Here is a 14,866-nt window from a genome sequence, read left to right as displayed (position 1 = left end):
GGATCGAGGCTCAGGTCGCGTCCGCACCGATGCCGAAACTGCGTCCGTCGGCCGACCACGCTCCGGCACCGGCCATGGCCAGCGCCAGGAAGCCACCCGCGATCGCAATGTCCTTCATCAGCATCTGCTGGTGCAGGAAGGCGAGCGTCGCATCGTCAGCGCCCTGGCCGTAATGGCCGATGAAGCCGGCAACGACGCAGAAGGCCGCCAGCAGCAGCGCCACGACCCGGGTCTGGAAGCCGACGAGGACCAGCAATCCGGCGATCAGCTCGAACAGGCCCGTGCCCCAGGCGGCAAGGTATGGCAGCGGCAGGCCGAGGCCGGCGAAATAACTGGTCGTGCCGGCAATGTTGGCGAGGGCCTGGAAGCCGGACGGTACGAACAGCACGGCAAACAGCAGTCGCGAAACCAGAAGCAATGCGTTGCGGGTCATGGCCACCTCCCTTGCCGGCGCCCGATTGGGATCGAGCCGGCGCCGCGCAGCTTACGCCTGCGAAGCTGGAGCCGAAACCGAACTGGCTATTCCAGACAACGAAAAAGCGGCGCGGAAAATTCCGCACCGCTTCTCTCAGGTATGGGAAGAAGGATTAGCCGCGCTTGGCGTCGATGGAGTAGGCGCCGGCGCCCGATGAAGCCAGCAGCAGGAAGCCGCCGGTGATGGCGAGGTTCTTGAGAAACTGGATCATCTGCATCTGGTCGGCCCAGCCGGTGTGCGCGACCAGACCGGTGGCGACGGTGAAGACAGCGAGCACCCAGGCGGCGAGCCTGGTCTGGAAGCCGACGAGGACGGCAAGGCCGCCAAGCAGTTCGATCAGACCGACGATGACGGCCGTTGCCGTTGGCGCCGGCAAGCCGAGGCCGCCGAAATAGGCGGCGGTGCCGGAAATGGCGGTGAGCTTGCCGAAACCGGAAAGCAGGAAAATGACCGCGAGCAGGATGCGGCCGAGGAGGATGGTGACAGAGCTGTTGGACGCGGTGCCGGCGCCGGCGGCTGAAGTGTTGATGGACATGGTGGCTCTCCGAATGGGTTGAATGAGCCAGAGATAGACGATGCCGACTGTTCACCAAAGCCGCCTATCTGGCGACACATTGTTCACAGTCCGCACATTTCCATGATCGGGCAAGACGCGCGAAATTCGTGTCGAAAGGCGGGGCGGCGGGAGGAAATTCTCCCGCCGAAAACACCTTATCCCGGATGCGTCATGTCCTCCGGCCGCACCAGCCGGTCATAGTCAGCCTCGCTGACCAGCCCGGTGGCCAGTGCTTCCTCGCGAAGCGTGGTGCCCTTCTTGTGCGCCGTCTTGGCGATCTTGGCGGCGTTGTCATAGCCGATGGTCGGGGCCAGCGCCGTTACCAGCATCAGCGAGCGGTCGAGGGCCGCCTTGATGTTGTCTTCGCGGGCCTCGATGCCGACGACGCAATTGTCGGTGAAGGAGACCGACGCGTCGGCGAGGAGCTGCACGGACTGCAGGAAGTTGTAGGCCATCAGAGGATTGTAGACATTGAGCTCGAAATGGCCCTGGCTGCCGGCGAAGGTCACCGCGGCGTTGTTGCCGAACACCTGCACGCAGACCTGTGTCATCGCTTCGCACTGCGTCGGGTTGACCTTGCCGGGCATGATCGAAGAGCCGGGCTCGTTCTCCGGCAGCGACAATTCGCCGAGCCCGGAGCGTGGGCCGGAGCCGAGGAAGCGGATGTCGTTGGCGACCTTGAAGAGTGCTGCGGCAGCCGCGTTGATGGCGCCGTGCGAGAACACCATGGAATCGTGTGCGGCGAGCGCCTCGAACTTGTTCGGCGCGGTGACGAAGGCGATGCCGGTGATGGCGGCGATGCGATCAGCCACCCGCTCGGCGAAGCCGACAGGCGCATTGAGGCCGGTACCGACGGCGGTGCCGCCCTGCGCCAGTTCCTGCAGGCCGGGCAGCGTCATTTCGATGCGCTTGATCGAGGAGGCGACCTGCGCCGCATAGCCGGAAAATTCCTGGCCGAGAGTGAGGGGAGTGGCATCCTGCGTGTGCGTGCGGCCAATCTTGATGATGTGATTGAAGGCCCTGGCCTTGGCGTCCAGCGCCTTGTGCAGGTGCTTCAGCGCCGGCAGCAAATCGTGCACGATGCGCTCGGCGCAGGCAATGTGCATGGCCGTCGGATAGGTGTCGTTCGACGACTGGCTCATGTTGACGTGATCGTTGGGGTGCACCGGCTTCTTCGACCCCATCACGCCGCCAAGCATCTCGATCGCCCGGTTGGAGATCACCTCATTGGCGTTCATGTTGGACTGCGTGCCGGAGCCGGTCTGCCAGACCACCAGCGGGAAATGGTCGTTGAGCTTGCCGTCGATGACCTCTTGCGCGGCCGCGATGATCGCCTTGCCGATCGCCGGATCGAGCCGCTTCAGCTCCATGTTGGCTTCCGCCGCGGCCCGCTTGACGATACCGAGCGCGCGCACGATCGAAGCCGGCTGCTTTTCCCAGCCGATCTTGAAATTGCCCAGGGAGCGCTGCGCCTGCGCCCCCCAATAACGGTCCGCTGCAACCTCGATGGGGCCGAACGTATCGGTTTCGGTTCTGGTCTTTGGCGTGCTCACGGCAAGTCTCCGGTCTGTCGATTTGGGCAAGGGCGTATCGCGTTGCACAATGGCCTTCAAGCGGAGATTGCGGGTGGTGTGAATGCAAATCGGTTGAAGGAGCATTCCTCCTTCTCCCCTCATGCCCCGATCGTCAGCCCCGGACCTTTTTCTTCCAGCGACGCAACCGCGTACGCAGGAAGGAGATGCGGCCGAAAGGGAGAATTGGCCGTCCCGATGGCGGATTTGGCCGTTCTTCCCGGCGTTGACCCACAAGGTTCATCAACCGACAGAAGGCAGGGATTTCCAAGCCTTGCAGACGTTTGACGAGACTGTCGGGCAGTGGCGTCGAGCGCCAGGCAAAGTAGGTCTCGTAGTCTTGCGGCGTTTCGATCAGATGCTGGAGATAGGCCGCCAGGTCCCTGGCGTTGGGGAAAGCGTTGGCGTCGATGTATGAATTTGCAGGGACGAATTCATCAACATTCGGGGCGCCAAGGTAGATCGGCACGGTGCCGGCCGCGAATGCGTCGTAGATCTTCTCGGTGACATAGTCGGGCTCTATCGAGTTCTCCGTGGCAAAGCAGAATTTGTGCCGCGCAATGGTTTCGATCTTGGTCTTCTGACCGAGATCGGGGCCGATGATCGACCGGTTGTTGAAGTGTCGGCCATAGGAATCGATCTTGATGTGGCGTGACAGTTCGGTCGCCAGATCGACGCGACCGCTGTGGTTCAGCCCGGCCGATTGAAAGAGTGCGACCGGTGCCTCTTCCGTCTTCGGCCCGATTGGTTTGGCCAATATTTCTTCCCACCATTGCTTGGGCGGAAGGTAGGGCACCCAGACGTCCGACCCGGATTCATGCGTCATCGTGAGGTCGAAGTGCTGCATGATCTTGGGATCGGCAATGCGGTTGTGGTTTTGGCGGCTCTCCATGGACCAGGCCACCCAGTATTGGCCAGGGTACTTGTAGGCGTCGCCGATTTCGCGGAAGTTCGGAATGTGGCAAACGACTGCCGCCGCCTCGGAAATCCGGCGTTTGTCCAGCGTCCACCTCCCCGGCAATTCGCAATGGATGGACCCAATGTCGACGGGCTTGCCGAAGAACGTCGTGTAGAAGAGGATCAGCGGATCGTCTGACGACATGGCGGCACGCGTGTCCGGGATATTCTCGCTCTTCGTGACAGACGCGGAATCGGACGTCGGTCAAGTACACCGGCTTGTCCACGGCGCAAGACGCCAGCCCGCAGTTCACCCCGCGGTGTAGCCGCCGTCGATGGAGAAGATGCCGCCGCTGGTCCACGCCGCCTCATCGCTCGCCAGATAGATCGCGATGCCGGCCAGATCGCTCGTCTGGCCGATGCGGCCGAGGGGATAACTTCGCTCGACATAGGCCCTGAGATCGGCCTGCGCGGCCGCCGGCAGGTTCTCGATCGACCGGCGCCGCATGGCTGTGTCGACCGTGCCGGGCGCGATGGCGTTGACACGGATGCCGCGCGGGCCGAGCTCGAAGGCCAGCGATTTGGTCAGCGAGTTCAACGCGCCCTTGGACAGGGAGTAAAGGCTGGACGGCCGCTTCGGGATCATCTTGTTAGCGAAATAGGAGGAGATGTTGATGACGGAGGCGCCAGCACCAAAATGCTGCAGCAGTCCCTGGGTGAGGAAGAACGCGGCTGTCACATTGAGCGCGAAGGAGTGCTGGAACTGTGCCTCGCTTACGGTCTCGAATGGCACGAGATAGGCCACACCGGCATTGTTGACGAGAACGTCGAGCGGCCGGCCGGAGCCTTTCACGTGTTCGGCAACCGCTGCGATGCCGGGGCTTGTGGCAAGGTCGGCCGACAATGTCTCCACGGTTCCCCCTGGGCCGGCAGCCGCCAGTTTCTCGCGCGCGGCTTCGAGCTTGCCGGCGTCGCGGCCGACGATCAGGACATCGGCGCCCTCGCGCAGGAACGCCTCGGCGATTGCCAGGCCGATGCCGTCCGAGCCGCCGGTCACCAGCGCATGCTTGTCTTGAAGCCTCATTTGGCGCTCCGAAGTTTTGGGTCAGGCCAGAGCACCGCATGGTCGCGGCCCGGGTCAAGCCGCGGGCCTATCCCACGGTATGAACTTCGTCAGGTGCCGACGCCGGGATTGTCTGCCCTTGCATCCGCCGCGCCAACGGGATAGCCGCGTTTGATCGAAACGGGCCGCGGCGAGCGTCTTTTGAAAATGGCACCACTCAAGAATGGACCGAAAGCGCTTCCCATGGCTGTCGATGTCGTCGAGGTTGGCAGGCGCTTTCTGCCTGGGCTCAATCGCGGCGAGATCCATTGCCGTTTCGAAGGCGGGACGCTCAAGGTGCGCTCCCGCGCTGCCTGGCTTGAGCGGCACGTGCAGGTCCTGACCTTGATCGCCGAGGCATTGGCGTCCCTGGGCGTCGAAAGCCTGCCGCCCTTCTATATGCTGCTCGGCGATACGCCGTCGCGCAGAAGGTATCGCTATTTCCGCACGCGCTTTGCCTTCTCTCAAGCCGACGGCTATGGCGAGGTAGCCGCGCCGGATTTCGTTTTCGATGGCTGGCCGGACGCGAAGTTCGACGATTACGACCAGAAAACGCGGGCGATGGCTGCCGCCTCCGAAGAGCCGCCGCGCGATGACAGATTGTTCTGGGCGGGGCGCTGCATGAACCATGCTCGCCAGGCGATAGTCGAGATTGCAAAGGCGCGGCCGGATCTGATTGAGGCCTACAACACCGAGCCGAACTACAACACCAGCATCAATCGGTATTCCGCGACCTTCAAGACAATGGAAGACCAGGTCGCCACCTACAGGTACATGATCGACGTCGAGGGCGCGGGCTACAGTGGCCGCTTCAAGATGCTGCTCCACACCAAACGGGTCGTGCTGTTGCAGGATCGGCCGTGGCGCGAGTGGTTTTTCGACGATATCGAACCGTTTCGCCACTATGTCCCGGTGGCGCGCGACCTGTCCGATCTGGCCGAACGCATAGAGTGGCTGCGCGCCAATCCGAAACTGGAGGCCGAGATAGCCGCGGAGGCGCAGGATTTCGCCAGGACCCGCCTGACACGCGCGGCAGCGGTGGCGGCATGGGCGAGGCTCCTGAAGGATCACGCCGCCGCCGGCGGCAACCTGAAATCCGGCCTTGAGCGGCGCAAGCGCGCGACCGGCTGGCCACCCTGACGGTACGCCCTTCACTTGGCATGGAATTCGGCCTGCCCAAAGGCCGGGGCCGGCCTATGCGCTGACGGTCGCAGGCTGGTGCATGGCCAGCCGCGCGGCGACGAAATCCTTGACCTGGCGGATGGCCTGTTCACGCGACACGCTGCCCGGCTCCAGGCCGAGCCGCAACCAAAGCCCGTCGATCAGCGCGGTGACGCCAAGCGCGATGTCATCGGCAACCTTGGGCGAGGTGAGGCCGTGCAGGCCGGACAACAGGTTCGAGCGCATGCGCGCGTGAAGCACCTTCTGGATCCGCGCCAGCTTCTCGTCGCGCGGCACCTCGGCGCAGAGCGAAAGCCAGGCATGGCAAAGCGATGGCTGGAACAGATGCTCCTCGAAATTGCCATCGATCACCGCATCGAGGCGTTCCCTTGGCGAGCGCGCCCGACGAAGCCGGGCGACCACGGCGTCGCGCAGCACGGCGTTGGCTTCGCGCATCGCATGTTCGAACAATTCCTGCTTGTTGCGGAAATAGTGCAGCACGATGCCCTTGGAGGCGCCGGCATGGGCGGCAACCTTTTCCAGGGTCGCGCCGGCAATGCCTTCGCGCTCCAGCACCGCGAAAGCGGCTTGCCGCAACTCCTTGCGGCGTATGTCACCGAGACGCCTGAGTTTCACGGGTTCGATCCACGCATTGCGAATCCACGTTGACATCTTCGTCCGCCTAGATCAACTATTGACCGACGGGACAATAAAAAGACCAATTGGTCAATTAAGGACAAGAGGAGAACCGAAATGTTGCGCATCCTTGCAAATGGCGTGTGCCTTGCCGCTTTGGTGCTGGCGTCTCACGCGGCCCAGGCGGCAGAGGCCGAAGAGTGCAGGACCGTTCGCATGGCCGAGCCTGGCTGGAACGATCTCGCCTTCACCACTGGTGTGGCCAACATCCTGCTGCAAGCGCTCGGCTATCAGTCGCAGAGCGAAGTGCTCGGCATCAACGTCATCTACGAGGGCATGAAAAACAGGGATCTCGACCTGTTCCTGGGTTACTGGGATCCGGCGATGGTCACCTACTACGAGCCCTACAAGAAGGACGGCTCGATCGAGAATGTCCGCGTCAATCTCGTCGGGGCCAAATACACCTTCGCCGTACCGACTTATGTCTGGGAGGCCGGGGTCAAGGACGTTTCCGACCTGCACAAATTCGCCGACAAGTTCGGCAAGAAAATGTACGGCATCGAACCCGGTTCCAATCAATTGATGATGGACGCCATCGCCGATCCGGCCTTCGGCCTTGACGGCTGGCACGTGGTCGAGTCGAGCGAAGCGGGCATGCTCTCGGAGGTCGGCTATGAGATCAAGGAGAAGCAGTTCATCGTCTTTCAGGGCTGGGCCCCGCATCCGATGAACACCATGTACGATTTCAAATATCTGACTGGTGGCGACAAGTTCTTTGGCCCGAACTTCGGCGCCGCGACGGTGACGACGCAGGTCCGCAAGGGCTATCTGCAGCAATGTCCCAATGTCGCGCAGTTCCTGAAAAATCTCGCCTTCGACATCGATTTCGAGAATGTCGGCATGGGCTACCTGATCAATGACGGCATGAAGCCGGAGGACGGGGCATCGAAGGCGATCACGCTGAACAAGGACCGCCTCGACACCTGGCTCGCCGGCGTCACCACCTTCGACGGCAAGCCCGGCCTTGCCGCGGTCAAGGAGAAGCTCGGCCTGTGACGGCGGTCGAACTGAAGGCGGCATCGGCTGCGGAGCAGGACGCCTGGGCCGGCCGCAAGCAATTCGTCAATCCCGGCGGCCTCGAGATCGCCTATGTCGAGATATCGGGCGCCGAGCCGGCACTGGTTCTGGTGCACGGCTTCACCGACACCAGCCGCAGCTTTTCGCTGCTGGCGCCTCACCTGGCCGGCCGCCGGCTGATCATGCCCGACCTGCGCGGCCATGGCGCCTCGCCGTCGGGCAAAGGTTGCGGCATTACCGACTTCGCCGATGACATTGCCGGGTTGATCCGGCATCTCCAACTCGATCGGCCTGTTGTCGTGGGCCATTCGCTGGGCGCCATGGTGGCCATCGCTCTGGCTGCGCGATACGCCGAGCTCCTCGGGGGGCTGGTGGTCATGGCAGGCACGTTGAAGCCCGATTTCGCACGCGACCATCCACTCGTGACGGGTGTTCAGGCCCTGCGTGACCCGATATCGCCAGCCGACCCGTTCTATGACTGGTGGCATGCCTGCCGGTCCGATGTGCCCCAGCCGTTTCTAGCCGGCCTGGCGAAAGACGCATCGGCCATGCCCGCGGCGCGCTGGCGCGCCATTCTGGAAGAGATATGCCCGGCCGACCTGACCAGTGCGGCACAGGCAGTGCGGACCCCGACGCTGATCATCGCCGGCGCGTGCGACCCGCTGTTTGGCGAGGCGCACCAGGAGGCGCTGTTGCGCAGCCTGGCGGGGGCGAGACTCGCGCGCGCCGAAGCCTGTGGCCACAACCCGCATTGGGAGGATCCGGCCTTTGTCGCCGGGGCCATCATCGAGGCATTGGGAGCCTAACGCCGGACCAATGATCGCGAAGTTGACGAGGGCGGGCCAACGGACCCGCGCTCAAATATCGATGTTGGCAGAATGAGTCTTTCCGCCGGGCGTGGCTCTCCCTTCAATCGACGGATAAGCAATTCCGCGACACTCTTGCCAAGCGCGTAGACGGGCTGGTCGATGACGGTGATGGGTGGCGTTGTCACACTCGTCCAGTCCGCATCGTGGAAGGTGATCAGCGAAATGTCCTCGGGAACCCGCAAGCCGCGCTCGCGGATCACCCTGAATATCTCCAGTGCTATGACGCTGTCGGAGGCAAGGACCGCCGTCGGCCGATCCGGCCCGGACAGCATCTCGTCGGCAGCCCTGCGCGTTTCGGCGGGGCTTGTTGCACCAAGGCGGACATAACGTTCTGGCCGATCAATTCCGGCATCTCGGCACACGGTGAGGTAACCGTCGATGCGCTCGCGAACCGAGGAGGTATAGATTTGCCCGAGATCGCGGTACTCGTGCCCTTCGGCGTCGACCGCGGTCACATAGGCGATCTTGCGGTGTCCGGCATCCACAAGAATGCGGGTCGCTCGCATGGCGATGCCGCGATCGTCGACCGTGACTGTATCGACATCCAGATCGGGCAGCGCCCTGTCGAGCAGGGCAAGCGGCCGGCCTGAACGATGGATGTCGCGCAGGTGTGAGATGTCACGCGATTCCGATGGCGTGACGATCAGCCCGTCGACGCGCTTGCCGATCAATAGCCGCACAGCTGCCTTTTCAACCTCGATCCGCTCGCCGGAGTTAGCCAGAATGACGTTGAACCCGGCTGCCCTTGCGGCGTCGCTGATGCCACGCACCGCGAGGCTGAAGAACGGGTTCTCGATGTCGCCGACAACCACCCCGATGATGCCGGACCGGCCGGTCGTCATGCTGCGAGCCAGCTCGTTCGGACGGTAGTCCAGTGCCTTGGCCGCGGCCACGACATCAGCGCGGATCGTGTCGCTGACGACGCCGTATCCGCCGAGCACGCGCGCGGCTGTCGCCTTCGAGACGTTTGCCGCGCGGGCGACATCGCTGACCGTTATCGACGGGGTCTTGGGCGCGGTTCTTTTCATCGGATGAACGACTACAAGAGTTGTTGACGGAAGGTCAATCTGGCGATAACGATTATCAAAGAGACCGGTCTCAATCAACAAGAGACCGGTCTCTTTTAGAGAATTGCGAGCCAGGAGGCTGTGACGGAACGTCCCGCGATTGCGGTGGCGGGCGATGTCAGGCGCGAGAGTGCGGGCTCGACACAAATACCAAGAAGAACAGACCTTCAGAGTGGAGAGAAGACATGAGCAGGATAGGAATTCTCAAGTCGTTGATGTCACCGGTGCGGACCGGCGCAATGGCTCTTATGGCCGTGTGCATCGGCGCCGGCTTGCTTTCGACAGCCGCCGCCGCGGATGACAATCCCTACGGTCTTATTGATGCGAAAGTCATCAGCGTTGGGACCATGGGCGATGCCAAACCCTACGCTTTCACCCAGGCGGATGGCACCTTCACCGGTTTCGACATCGAACTGTTCCGCAACGTCGCGAGCCGCTTGGGATTCAAGCCGGACCAGGTGATCTTCACCGGCCAGGAATTCTCGGCGTTGATGCCTTCGGTTGCGAACGAGCGCTTCGATGTCGCGGTCGCGGCAATCGGCACGACGGAAGCGCGCAAGAAGACCGTCGACTTTTCCGACGGGTATCTTGCAGGCTATCTCTCCGTGCTGACCGCCGACAAGGCGATCACGTCGGCGGAAGGGCTCAAGGGCAAGCGTCTCGGCGTCGTGCAGGGGACGCTCCAGGAAATCTACGCGGCGAAGAATTTTGTCGGAACCGATCTCGTCAAATTCCCCGACAACAATTCTGCCGTTTCAGCACTCAACAACGGAACCGTCGACGCGCATTTCCTCGATTACGAGGCCGCCAAGGACTATGGCGTTCGCTATCCGAACCTGAAGATCGCGGTCAATATTCCTTCCTTTGACGCACCCGCCGGCTTCGTGGTGCGCAAGGGCAACGACAAGTTTCGCGAGGCATTGAACACCGCCCTTCATGCGGCCATGCAGGACGGCACCTGGAAGACGCTCTACGAGAAGTGGTTCCCCGGTTCGCCGATGCCCGACCAGTATCTCCCCAAGAAGTAATCGCACCCGGCCGCCGGCTTTCACACCGGCGGCCGGGCCTTATGCTGCCGCACTCGATGGCGGACGATGCGGACAGCGCAACCGAAAGGGGTGCGAATGGACTGGCTTGAAAACCTGCGGCGCAGTTTCCTCGACTGGCAGGCCATGGCGGACGTGCTGCCCAGCATGATCACCATCGGATTGAAGAACACGTTGATCCTCGCGGCCGCGTCCACGGTACTGGGTGTCGTTCTCGGCATGATCCTGGCAGTCATGGGCATCTCGCAATCGCGCTGGCTACGCCTTCCCGCCCGGGTCTACACCGATATTTTCCGTGGCCTTCCGGCGATCGTCACCATCCTGCTGATCGGCCAGGGCTTTGCCCGCATCGGCCGTGAAATCTTTGGGCCTTCGCCTTATCCGCTCGGCATTCTCGCCCTCAGTCTGATCGCCGGCGCCTACATCGGCGAAATCTTCCGCTCGGGTATCCAGAGCGTCGAGCGCGGGCAGATGGAGGCCTGCCGGGCGCTCAGCATGAGCTACGGCCAAGGCATGCGCCTGATCGTGATACCGCAAGGCGTCCGCCGTGTCTTGCCGGCCCTGGTCAACCAGTTCATCGGCAACGTCAAGGATTCGAGCCTCGTCTACTTCCTCGGCCTGCTCGCATCGGAGCGCGAGATTTTCCGTGTCGGCCAGGACCAGGCGGTGGTCACCGGAAACCTCTCGCCATTGCTTCTGGCCGGCGTGTTCTATCTCGTCATCACTGTGCCATTGACCCACATGGTCAACTACATCGACAACTCGCTGCGGGCTGGAAAGCAAAAGGCCGGCCACGTCACCAGCGGTCTTGCCGAGGTCGATGAACTGGAAAACGCCGTCAGCAATCCACCTGCGCAGAGCGGTCTTGAGGACAATTCCGCGCTTCCCCGCTTCAAGGGCGGCAGTCTCACCATCACCGATCTCGACATGGCCTATGGCAATCTCGATGTCCTCAAGGGCGTCAGCCTGGCGGTCAAGCCGGGGACGGTCACCTGCGTCATCGGCCCGTCAGGGTCGGGCAAGTCGACCTTGTTGCGCTGTCTCAACCGCCTGGTCGAGCCCAAGGGTGGTGACGTGCTGCTCGATGGCGCGAGCATCCTGGCGATGAAGCCTGAAAAACTGCGCCGGCGTGTCGGCATGGTTTTCCAGCATTTCAACCTGTTTCCGGACCATACAGCCCTGGAAAACGTCATGCTGTCGCTGACCAAGGTCAAGGGCATTCCGGTGCAGGAGGCCGAGCGCATCGCCGAGGCGCGCCTTGCCGATGTCGGGCTCGCCGCCCGCAAACACCATCGTCCCGGCGGTCTTTCCGGTGGACAGCAGCAGCGCGTGGCGATCGCCCGCGCGCTTGCGATGGACCCGGAGGTTATCCTGTTCGACGAGGTGACGAGCGCTCTCGATCCCGAACTGGTGAAGGGCGTTCTCAACCTGATGGCGGACCTCGGCCGGCGCGGCATGACAATGGTCGTGGTGACGCATGAAATGGGCTTTGCCCGCAAGGTCGCCGATCAGGTCGTCTTCATGGATGAAGGCCGCGTCATTGAGGCCGGCACGCCCGCCGCGATCTTCGACACTCCAAAGAGCACGCGTCTGAAACACTTCCTTGCCGAAGTGCTTTGATCCCACGATCGCAGACCCTGAGACGGTCGCCCGATCCAACCTCCACCAGTGAAAGAATACCCCATGGCTACATCACGTTCGGTCTCAAAGGTCATTGTTGTCGGGGGCGGCATTTTCGGTGTCTCCTCGGCCGTTCATCTTGCGAGGCTCGGGATCGAAACCGTTTTGGTCAATAATGGACCGCTCGCCAAGGGAGCTTCCGGCCGCTCGCTCGCTTGGCTGAATTCCGCGCGCAGGCGATCGGCGGAGTATCATCGCCTGCGCATGATCGGTATCGACCGCTACCGCACGCTGTCGGCAAGATATCCCGATGCTGCCTGGCTGCGCTTTGACGGCGGCCTGACATGGGATGCCGATGACGCCTCGAACGAGATCGCGGATGTCTTCGCCCATGAAAAGGGCCTCGGCTATGACGCGCAACATCTGTCCGCGGGCGCGATAGCTTCAGCCACGCCCGGCATCGCTGCAAGCGCTGTCACGCCTCAAGGCGCGATCTTCAATCCGGGCGAGGGTTGGGTCGACCTGCCGTCGCTGATCGAGATATTGATCGCGGAATTTCTGCAGCGCGGCGGGCAGCTGGTCACCGACGCCGGAAGCGCCGCGGTCACGGTCATCGACGGCCGCGCCACTGGCGTCACCACGACAAGCGGCGCCAGCTTCGCTGCCAATGCGGTACTGCTGGCGACCGGCGGCGACGTGCCGCGAATGGTTGCGGTCACCGGCAAGCATATCGCCGACGGAACGCCGATCGCGCTGCTGGTCAGGACCAAGTCGGTCGACTTGCCCCTCCGGGCCGTGCTCAACACACCGCGCGTCGCCATCCGCCCGACGCCGGACGGAGCCCTGGTGCTCGATTCCGCTTGGTCGGAAGAAGAGGTGGCCGTCAATTCCGACGGCACCTATGGTGTGAAGGGTTCGACCGTCCAGGGGCTTCTCGATGAAGCCTCGAAGGTTCTCGAAGGCCATCCGAAACTGGAACTGGAAAGCTACGGCGTCGGCCCCAAGCCGATCCCCGGCGACGGCGAGCCGGTCTTCGGCCAACTGAAGGACATCCAGGGATATTACGTCGCCTTCAGCCACAGCGGCGCAACGCTTGGCCTGATTGCGGGCGAACTGCTCGCCGGCGAGATCGCCAGCGGCACTGGGCATCCGCTGCTTGCGAACTTCCGTCCAAGCCGCTTTTGACCAGACCAGTCCAAAGGCTTCCGGCGCTTCATTTCAATTTCCACTCATGCGTCAGGGGTACGCACATCGGCTGACGACATCGCCGAAACTGGACGGACGGACGCCGCTTGTGCTGAAATTCCGCCGATGATGAATCACCGGCGGCCAAAATTGCTTTCACGACGCAGCTTTCTGATGCAGGTAGCCGGTCTTGCCACGGCTGGTGCGGTTTCACGCCCGGCGTTCAGCCAGACAGGGCAGCGCATCCAGCCCATCGACGCCACCTTCCTGTTCATCGCCGATATCCATGCCTGCCGCATGGCGAGTGGCTTGAGTCCCAACTGCCAGCAGGAGGGCAAGACCGACGCCGCGTTGCTGCGCAATGTCGCGGCACTGAATGCCATCGGCGACAAGGACTGGCCTGCCGAGATCAATGGCGTCGCCACCCGCTTGCGTTCAGCGGGCCGCCGGATCGGCATGCCGCTCGGCCTTGTCATCGGCGGTGATATCACCGACGACGGCGGCGGCCAGATCACCCAGCCGAGCGAGGGTACGCAGCTGCTTCAATTCAGCCAGCGCTACAGCCAGGGCGTCGGCCCGGATCGCATTCACATGCCGGTCTATATCGGGCTCGGCAACCACGATCTCGACCAGAACGGTCCGCCGCATCATGTCGACTGGTATCGGCGCGAACTGCGTGACTATGTCGAAGTCAACCATCGCGCCGGCGTGTTCTTCAAGCCGCCCGTGCCGGCCACCGACTACGATGTCGAGACCGACTGCTATTCATGGGATTGGGGTGGCCTGCATCTCGTCCAGACGCATCGTTTCGCCGGCGATACCGGCCATGGCGCCGATTCGAGCCTGCCATGGCTCAAGCAGGATCTGGCGACCTATGCGTCGGATGGCCGTCCTGTCATCCTGTTCCAGCACTATGGCTGGGACACATTTTCGACGGAGCGGTGGGATCCCGCCAAGCGGACCTATGACGATGGCGGCGCCGGTGCGCCGCACTGGTGGGGCGAGGCCGACAGGCAGGCGCTGGTGGCGGCGCTGAAGGGTTACAATGTCATTGCCGTCTTCCACGGCCATCAGCACGAAACCTCGCTGATCTACCGCCGTGACGGGCTCGACCTGTTCAAGCCGAAGGCTGCCTATATGGGAGGTTTCGCTCTGGCCAGGGTGACCAGCGACGGCATGGACGTGGTGCTGGGCGAGGCGACCGACGACCACGGCGAGATCGCTTTCACCAACGCTTTCAGCAAGGGCTGGAGCACATGAAAAAGGCGGCCTCGGGCAGCCGCCTTTTCCGATCTTCCCGATGCTGAATCAGAACGCCTTCCTGACCTTGTCCTTCACGTCGCCATAGGCCCTCTGCACCTTGCCCGCGACCTTGTCGGCCATGCCTTCGGCCTGGGTCCGCCGGTTGCCGGTGGCCTTGCCGGCTGCTTGCTTGATCGAGCCCTTGACCTGCTTAGCCACGCCGGCGACCTGATCCTTGTTCACCATTTCGCATCTCCTGGGATTTCGGGATTTTCACTCGCGAAGGGCAAACGGTCCAGCCTTGCTTAGGTTCCGCAGGCCGCAGGGTGCCGCCAGACAACTGGTTGCCTCTGGCGAGGCAA

General features: G+C 62.8%; 15 protein-coding genes. 7 read left to right on the top strand and 8 right to left on the bottom strand.

Features of this window, described 5'->3' with window-relative positions:
• Positions 1–10: 10 nt before the first annotated feature.
• The 5 genes from FJ977_RS02485 to FJ977_RS02465 all read right to left on the bottom strand — a co-directional run bounded on the left by FJ977_RS02485 (position 11) and on the right by FJ977_RS02465 (position 4,583).
• A complete protein-coding gene (locus FJ977_RS02485; protein ID WP_140768244.1) occupies positions 11–433 on the bottom strand; it encodes a DoxX family protein in 423 nt (140 codons plus the stop codon).
• Between the two features lie 154 nt (positions 434–587).
• A complete protein-coding gene (locus FJ977_RS02480; RefSeq protein ID WP_140768242.1) occupies positions 588–1,010 on the bottom strand; it encodes a DoxX family protein in 423 nt (140 codons plus the stop codon).
• Between the two features lie 176 nt (positions 1,011–1,186).
• Complete coding sequence (gene fumC / locus FJ977_RS02475) at positions 1,187–2,584, bottom strand: class II fumarate hydratase (RefSeq protein WP_140768240.1); 1,398 nt, start codon at positions 2,582–2,584, stop codon at positions 1,187–1,189.
• Positions 2,585–2,717: 133 nt separating this feature from the next.
• Positions 2,718–3,704 (bottom strand): glycosyltransferase family 10, encoded by a 987-nt coding sequence (locus FJ977_RS02470; RefSeq protein ID WP_140768238.1) that lies wholly within the window; start codon positions 3,702–3,704, stop codon positions 2,718–2,720.
• 105 nt (positions 3,705–3,809) lie between these two features.
• Positions 3,810–4,583 (bottom strand): SDR family oxidoreductase, encoded by a 774-nt coding sequence (locus FJ977_RS02465; RefSeq protein WP_140768236.1) that lies wholly within the window; start codon positions 4,581–4,583, stop codon positions 3,810–3,812.
• 222 nt (positions 4,584–4,805) lie between these two features.
• Between FJ977_RS02465 and FJ977_RS02460 the strand changes: the two genes are divergently transcribed.
• Positions 4,806–5,741: a glycosyl transferase family 90 gene (locus FJ977_RS02460; RefSeq protein WP_181179504.1), complete on the top strand. Its 936-nt coding sequence runs from the start codon at positions 4,806–4,808 to the stop codon at positions 5,739–5,741.
• A 54-nt stretch (positions 5,742–5,795) separates the two neighbouring features.
• Here FJ977_RS02460 and betI read toward each other — a convergent pair whose 3' ends face one another.
• On the bottom strand, positions 5,796–6,434 hold the full coding sequence (gene betI, locus FJ977_RS02455; protein ID WP_140768232.1) for a transcriptional regulator BetI: 639 nt from the start codon (positions 6,432–6,434) through the stop codon (positions 5,796–5,798).
• 81 nt (positions 6,435–6,515) lie between these two features.
• Here betI and choX point away from each other — a divergent pair, with 81 nt between their 5' ends.
• Entirely contained in the window at positions 6,516–7,454 is a 939-nt protein-coding gene (gene choX / locus FJ977_RS02450; RefSeq protein WP_140768230.1) for a choline ABC transporter substrate-binding protein, read from the top strand.
• Entirely contained in the window at positions 7,451–8,281 is an 831-nt protein-coding gene (locus FJ977_RS02445; protein WP_181179501.1) for an alpha/beta hydrolase, read from the top strand. Before choX ends, FJ977_RS02445 begins: the two co-directional genes overlap by 4 nt.
• On the opposite strand, the gene FJ977_RS02440 is transcribed toward FJ977_RS02445, so the two are convergent.
• Complete coding sequence (locus FJ977_RS02440) at positions 8,278–9,372, bottom strand: LacI family DNA-binding transcriptional regulator (RefSeq protein WP_140769684.1); 1,095 nt, start codon at positions 9,370–9,372, stop codon at positions 8,278–8,280. The two genes, FJ977_RS02445 and FJ977_RS02440, sit on opposite strands and share 4 nt — an antisense overlap.
• Before the next feature lie 224 nt (positions 9,373–9,596).
• On the opposite strand from FJ977_RS02440, the gene FJ977_RS02435 reads away from it, so the two are divergent.
• The 4 genes from FJ977_RS02435 to FJ977_RS02420 all read left to right on the top strand — a co-directional run bounded on the left by FJ977_RS02435 (position 9,597) and on the right by FJ977_RS02420 (position 14,522).
• Positions 9,597–10,439, top strand: coding sequence for an ABC transporter substrate-binding protein (locus tag FJ977_RS02435; protein WP_140768228.1), 843 nt, complete (start codon positions 9,597–9,599; stop codon positions 10,437–10,439).
• Positions 10,440–10,535: 96 nt separating this feature from the next.
• Complete coding sequence (locus FJ977_RS36605) at positions 10,536–12,077, top strand: amino acid ABC transporter permease/ATP-binding protein (protein WP_140768226.1); 1,542 nt, start codon at positions 10,536–10,538, stop codon at positions 12,075–12,077.
• A 63-nt stretch (positions 12,078–12,140) separates the two neighbouring features.
• A complete protein-coding gene (locus tag FJ977_RS02425; RefSeq protein WP_140768224.1) occupies positions 12,141–13,262 on the top strand; it encodes an FAD-binding oxidoreductase in 1,122 nt (373 codons plus the stop codon).
• A gap of 126 nt (positions 13,263–13,388) precedes the next feature.
• A complete protein-coding gene (locus FJ977_RS02420) occupies positions 13,389–14,522 on the top strand; it encodes a metallophosphoesterase (RefSeq protein WP_140768222.1) in 1,134 nt (377 codons plus the stop codon).
• A 48-nt stretch (positions 14,523–14,570) separates the two neighbouring features.
• Here FJ977_RS02420 and FJ977_RS02415 read toward each other — a convergent pair whose 3' ends face one another.
• Entirely contained in the window at positions 14,571–14,750 is a 180-nt protein-coding gene (locus FJ977_RS02415) for a CsbD family protein (RefSeq protein WP_140768220.1), read from the bottom strand.
• Positions 14,751–14,866 lie beyond the last annotated feature (116 nt).

This window comes from Mesorhizobium sp. B2-1-3A, from assembly GCF_006442655.1.
Lineage (GTDB): Bacteria > Pseudomonadota > Alphaproteobacteria > Rhizobiales > Rhizobiaceae > Mesorhizobium.
The sequence above is the reverse complement of the archived record's forward strand: the minus strand, read 5'-3'. Positions and strand labels throughout refer to the sequence as shown.

Coding starts and splice junctions, on each gene's coding strand:
- FJ977_RS02415 (WP_140768220.1), bottom strand. CDS start 14,750: ATGGTGAACAAGGATCAGGTCGCCGGCGTGGCTAAGCAGGTCAAGGGC.
- FJ977_RS02480 (WP_140768242.1), bottom strand. CDS start 1,010: ATGTCCATCAACACTTCAGCCGCCGGCGCCGGCACCGCGTCCAACAGC.
- FJ977_RS02485 (WP_140768244.1), bottom strand. CDS start 433: ATGACCCGCAACGCATTGCTTCTGGTTTCGCGACTGCTGTTTGCCGTG.
- FJ977_RS02460 (WP_181179504.1), top strand. CDS start 4,806: ATGGCTGTCGATGTCGTCGAGGTTGGCAGGCGCTTTCTGCCTGGGCTC.
- FJ977_RS02420 (WP_140768222.1), top strand. CDS start 13,389: ATGATGAATCACCGGCGGCCAAAATTGCTTTCACGACGCAGCTTTCTG.
- FJ977_RS02465 (WP_140768236.1), bottom strand. CDS start 4,583: ATGAGGCTTCAAGACAAGCATGCGCTGGTGACCGGCGGCTCGGACGGC.
- choX (WP_140768230.1), top strand. CDS start 6,516: ATGTTGCGCATCCTTGCAAATGGCGTGTGCCTTGCCGCTTTGGTGCTG.
- betI (WP_140768232.1), bottom strand. CDS start 6,434: ATGTCAACGTGGATTCGCAATGCGTGGATCGAACCCGTGAAACTCAGG.
- FJ977_RS02425 (WP_140768224.1), top strand. CDS start 12,141: ATGGCTACATCACGTTCGGTCTCAAAGGTCATTGTTGTCGGGGGCGGC.
- FJ977_RS02470 (WP_140768238.1), bottom strand. CDS start 3,704: ATGTCGTCAGACGATCCGCTGATCCTCTTCTACACGACGTTCTTCGGC.
- FJ977_RS02435 (WP_140768228.1), top strand. CDS start 9,597: ATGAGCAGGATAGGAATTCTCAAGTCGTTGATGTCACCGGTGCGGACC.
- FJ977_RS36605 (WP_140768226.1), top strand. CDS start 10,536: ATGGACTGGCTTGAAAACCTGCGGCGCAGTTTCCTCGACTGGCAGGCC.
- FJ977_RS02440 (WP_140769684.1), bottom strand. CDS start 9,372: ATGAAAAGAACCGCGCCCAAGACCCCGTCGATAACGGTCAGCGATGTC.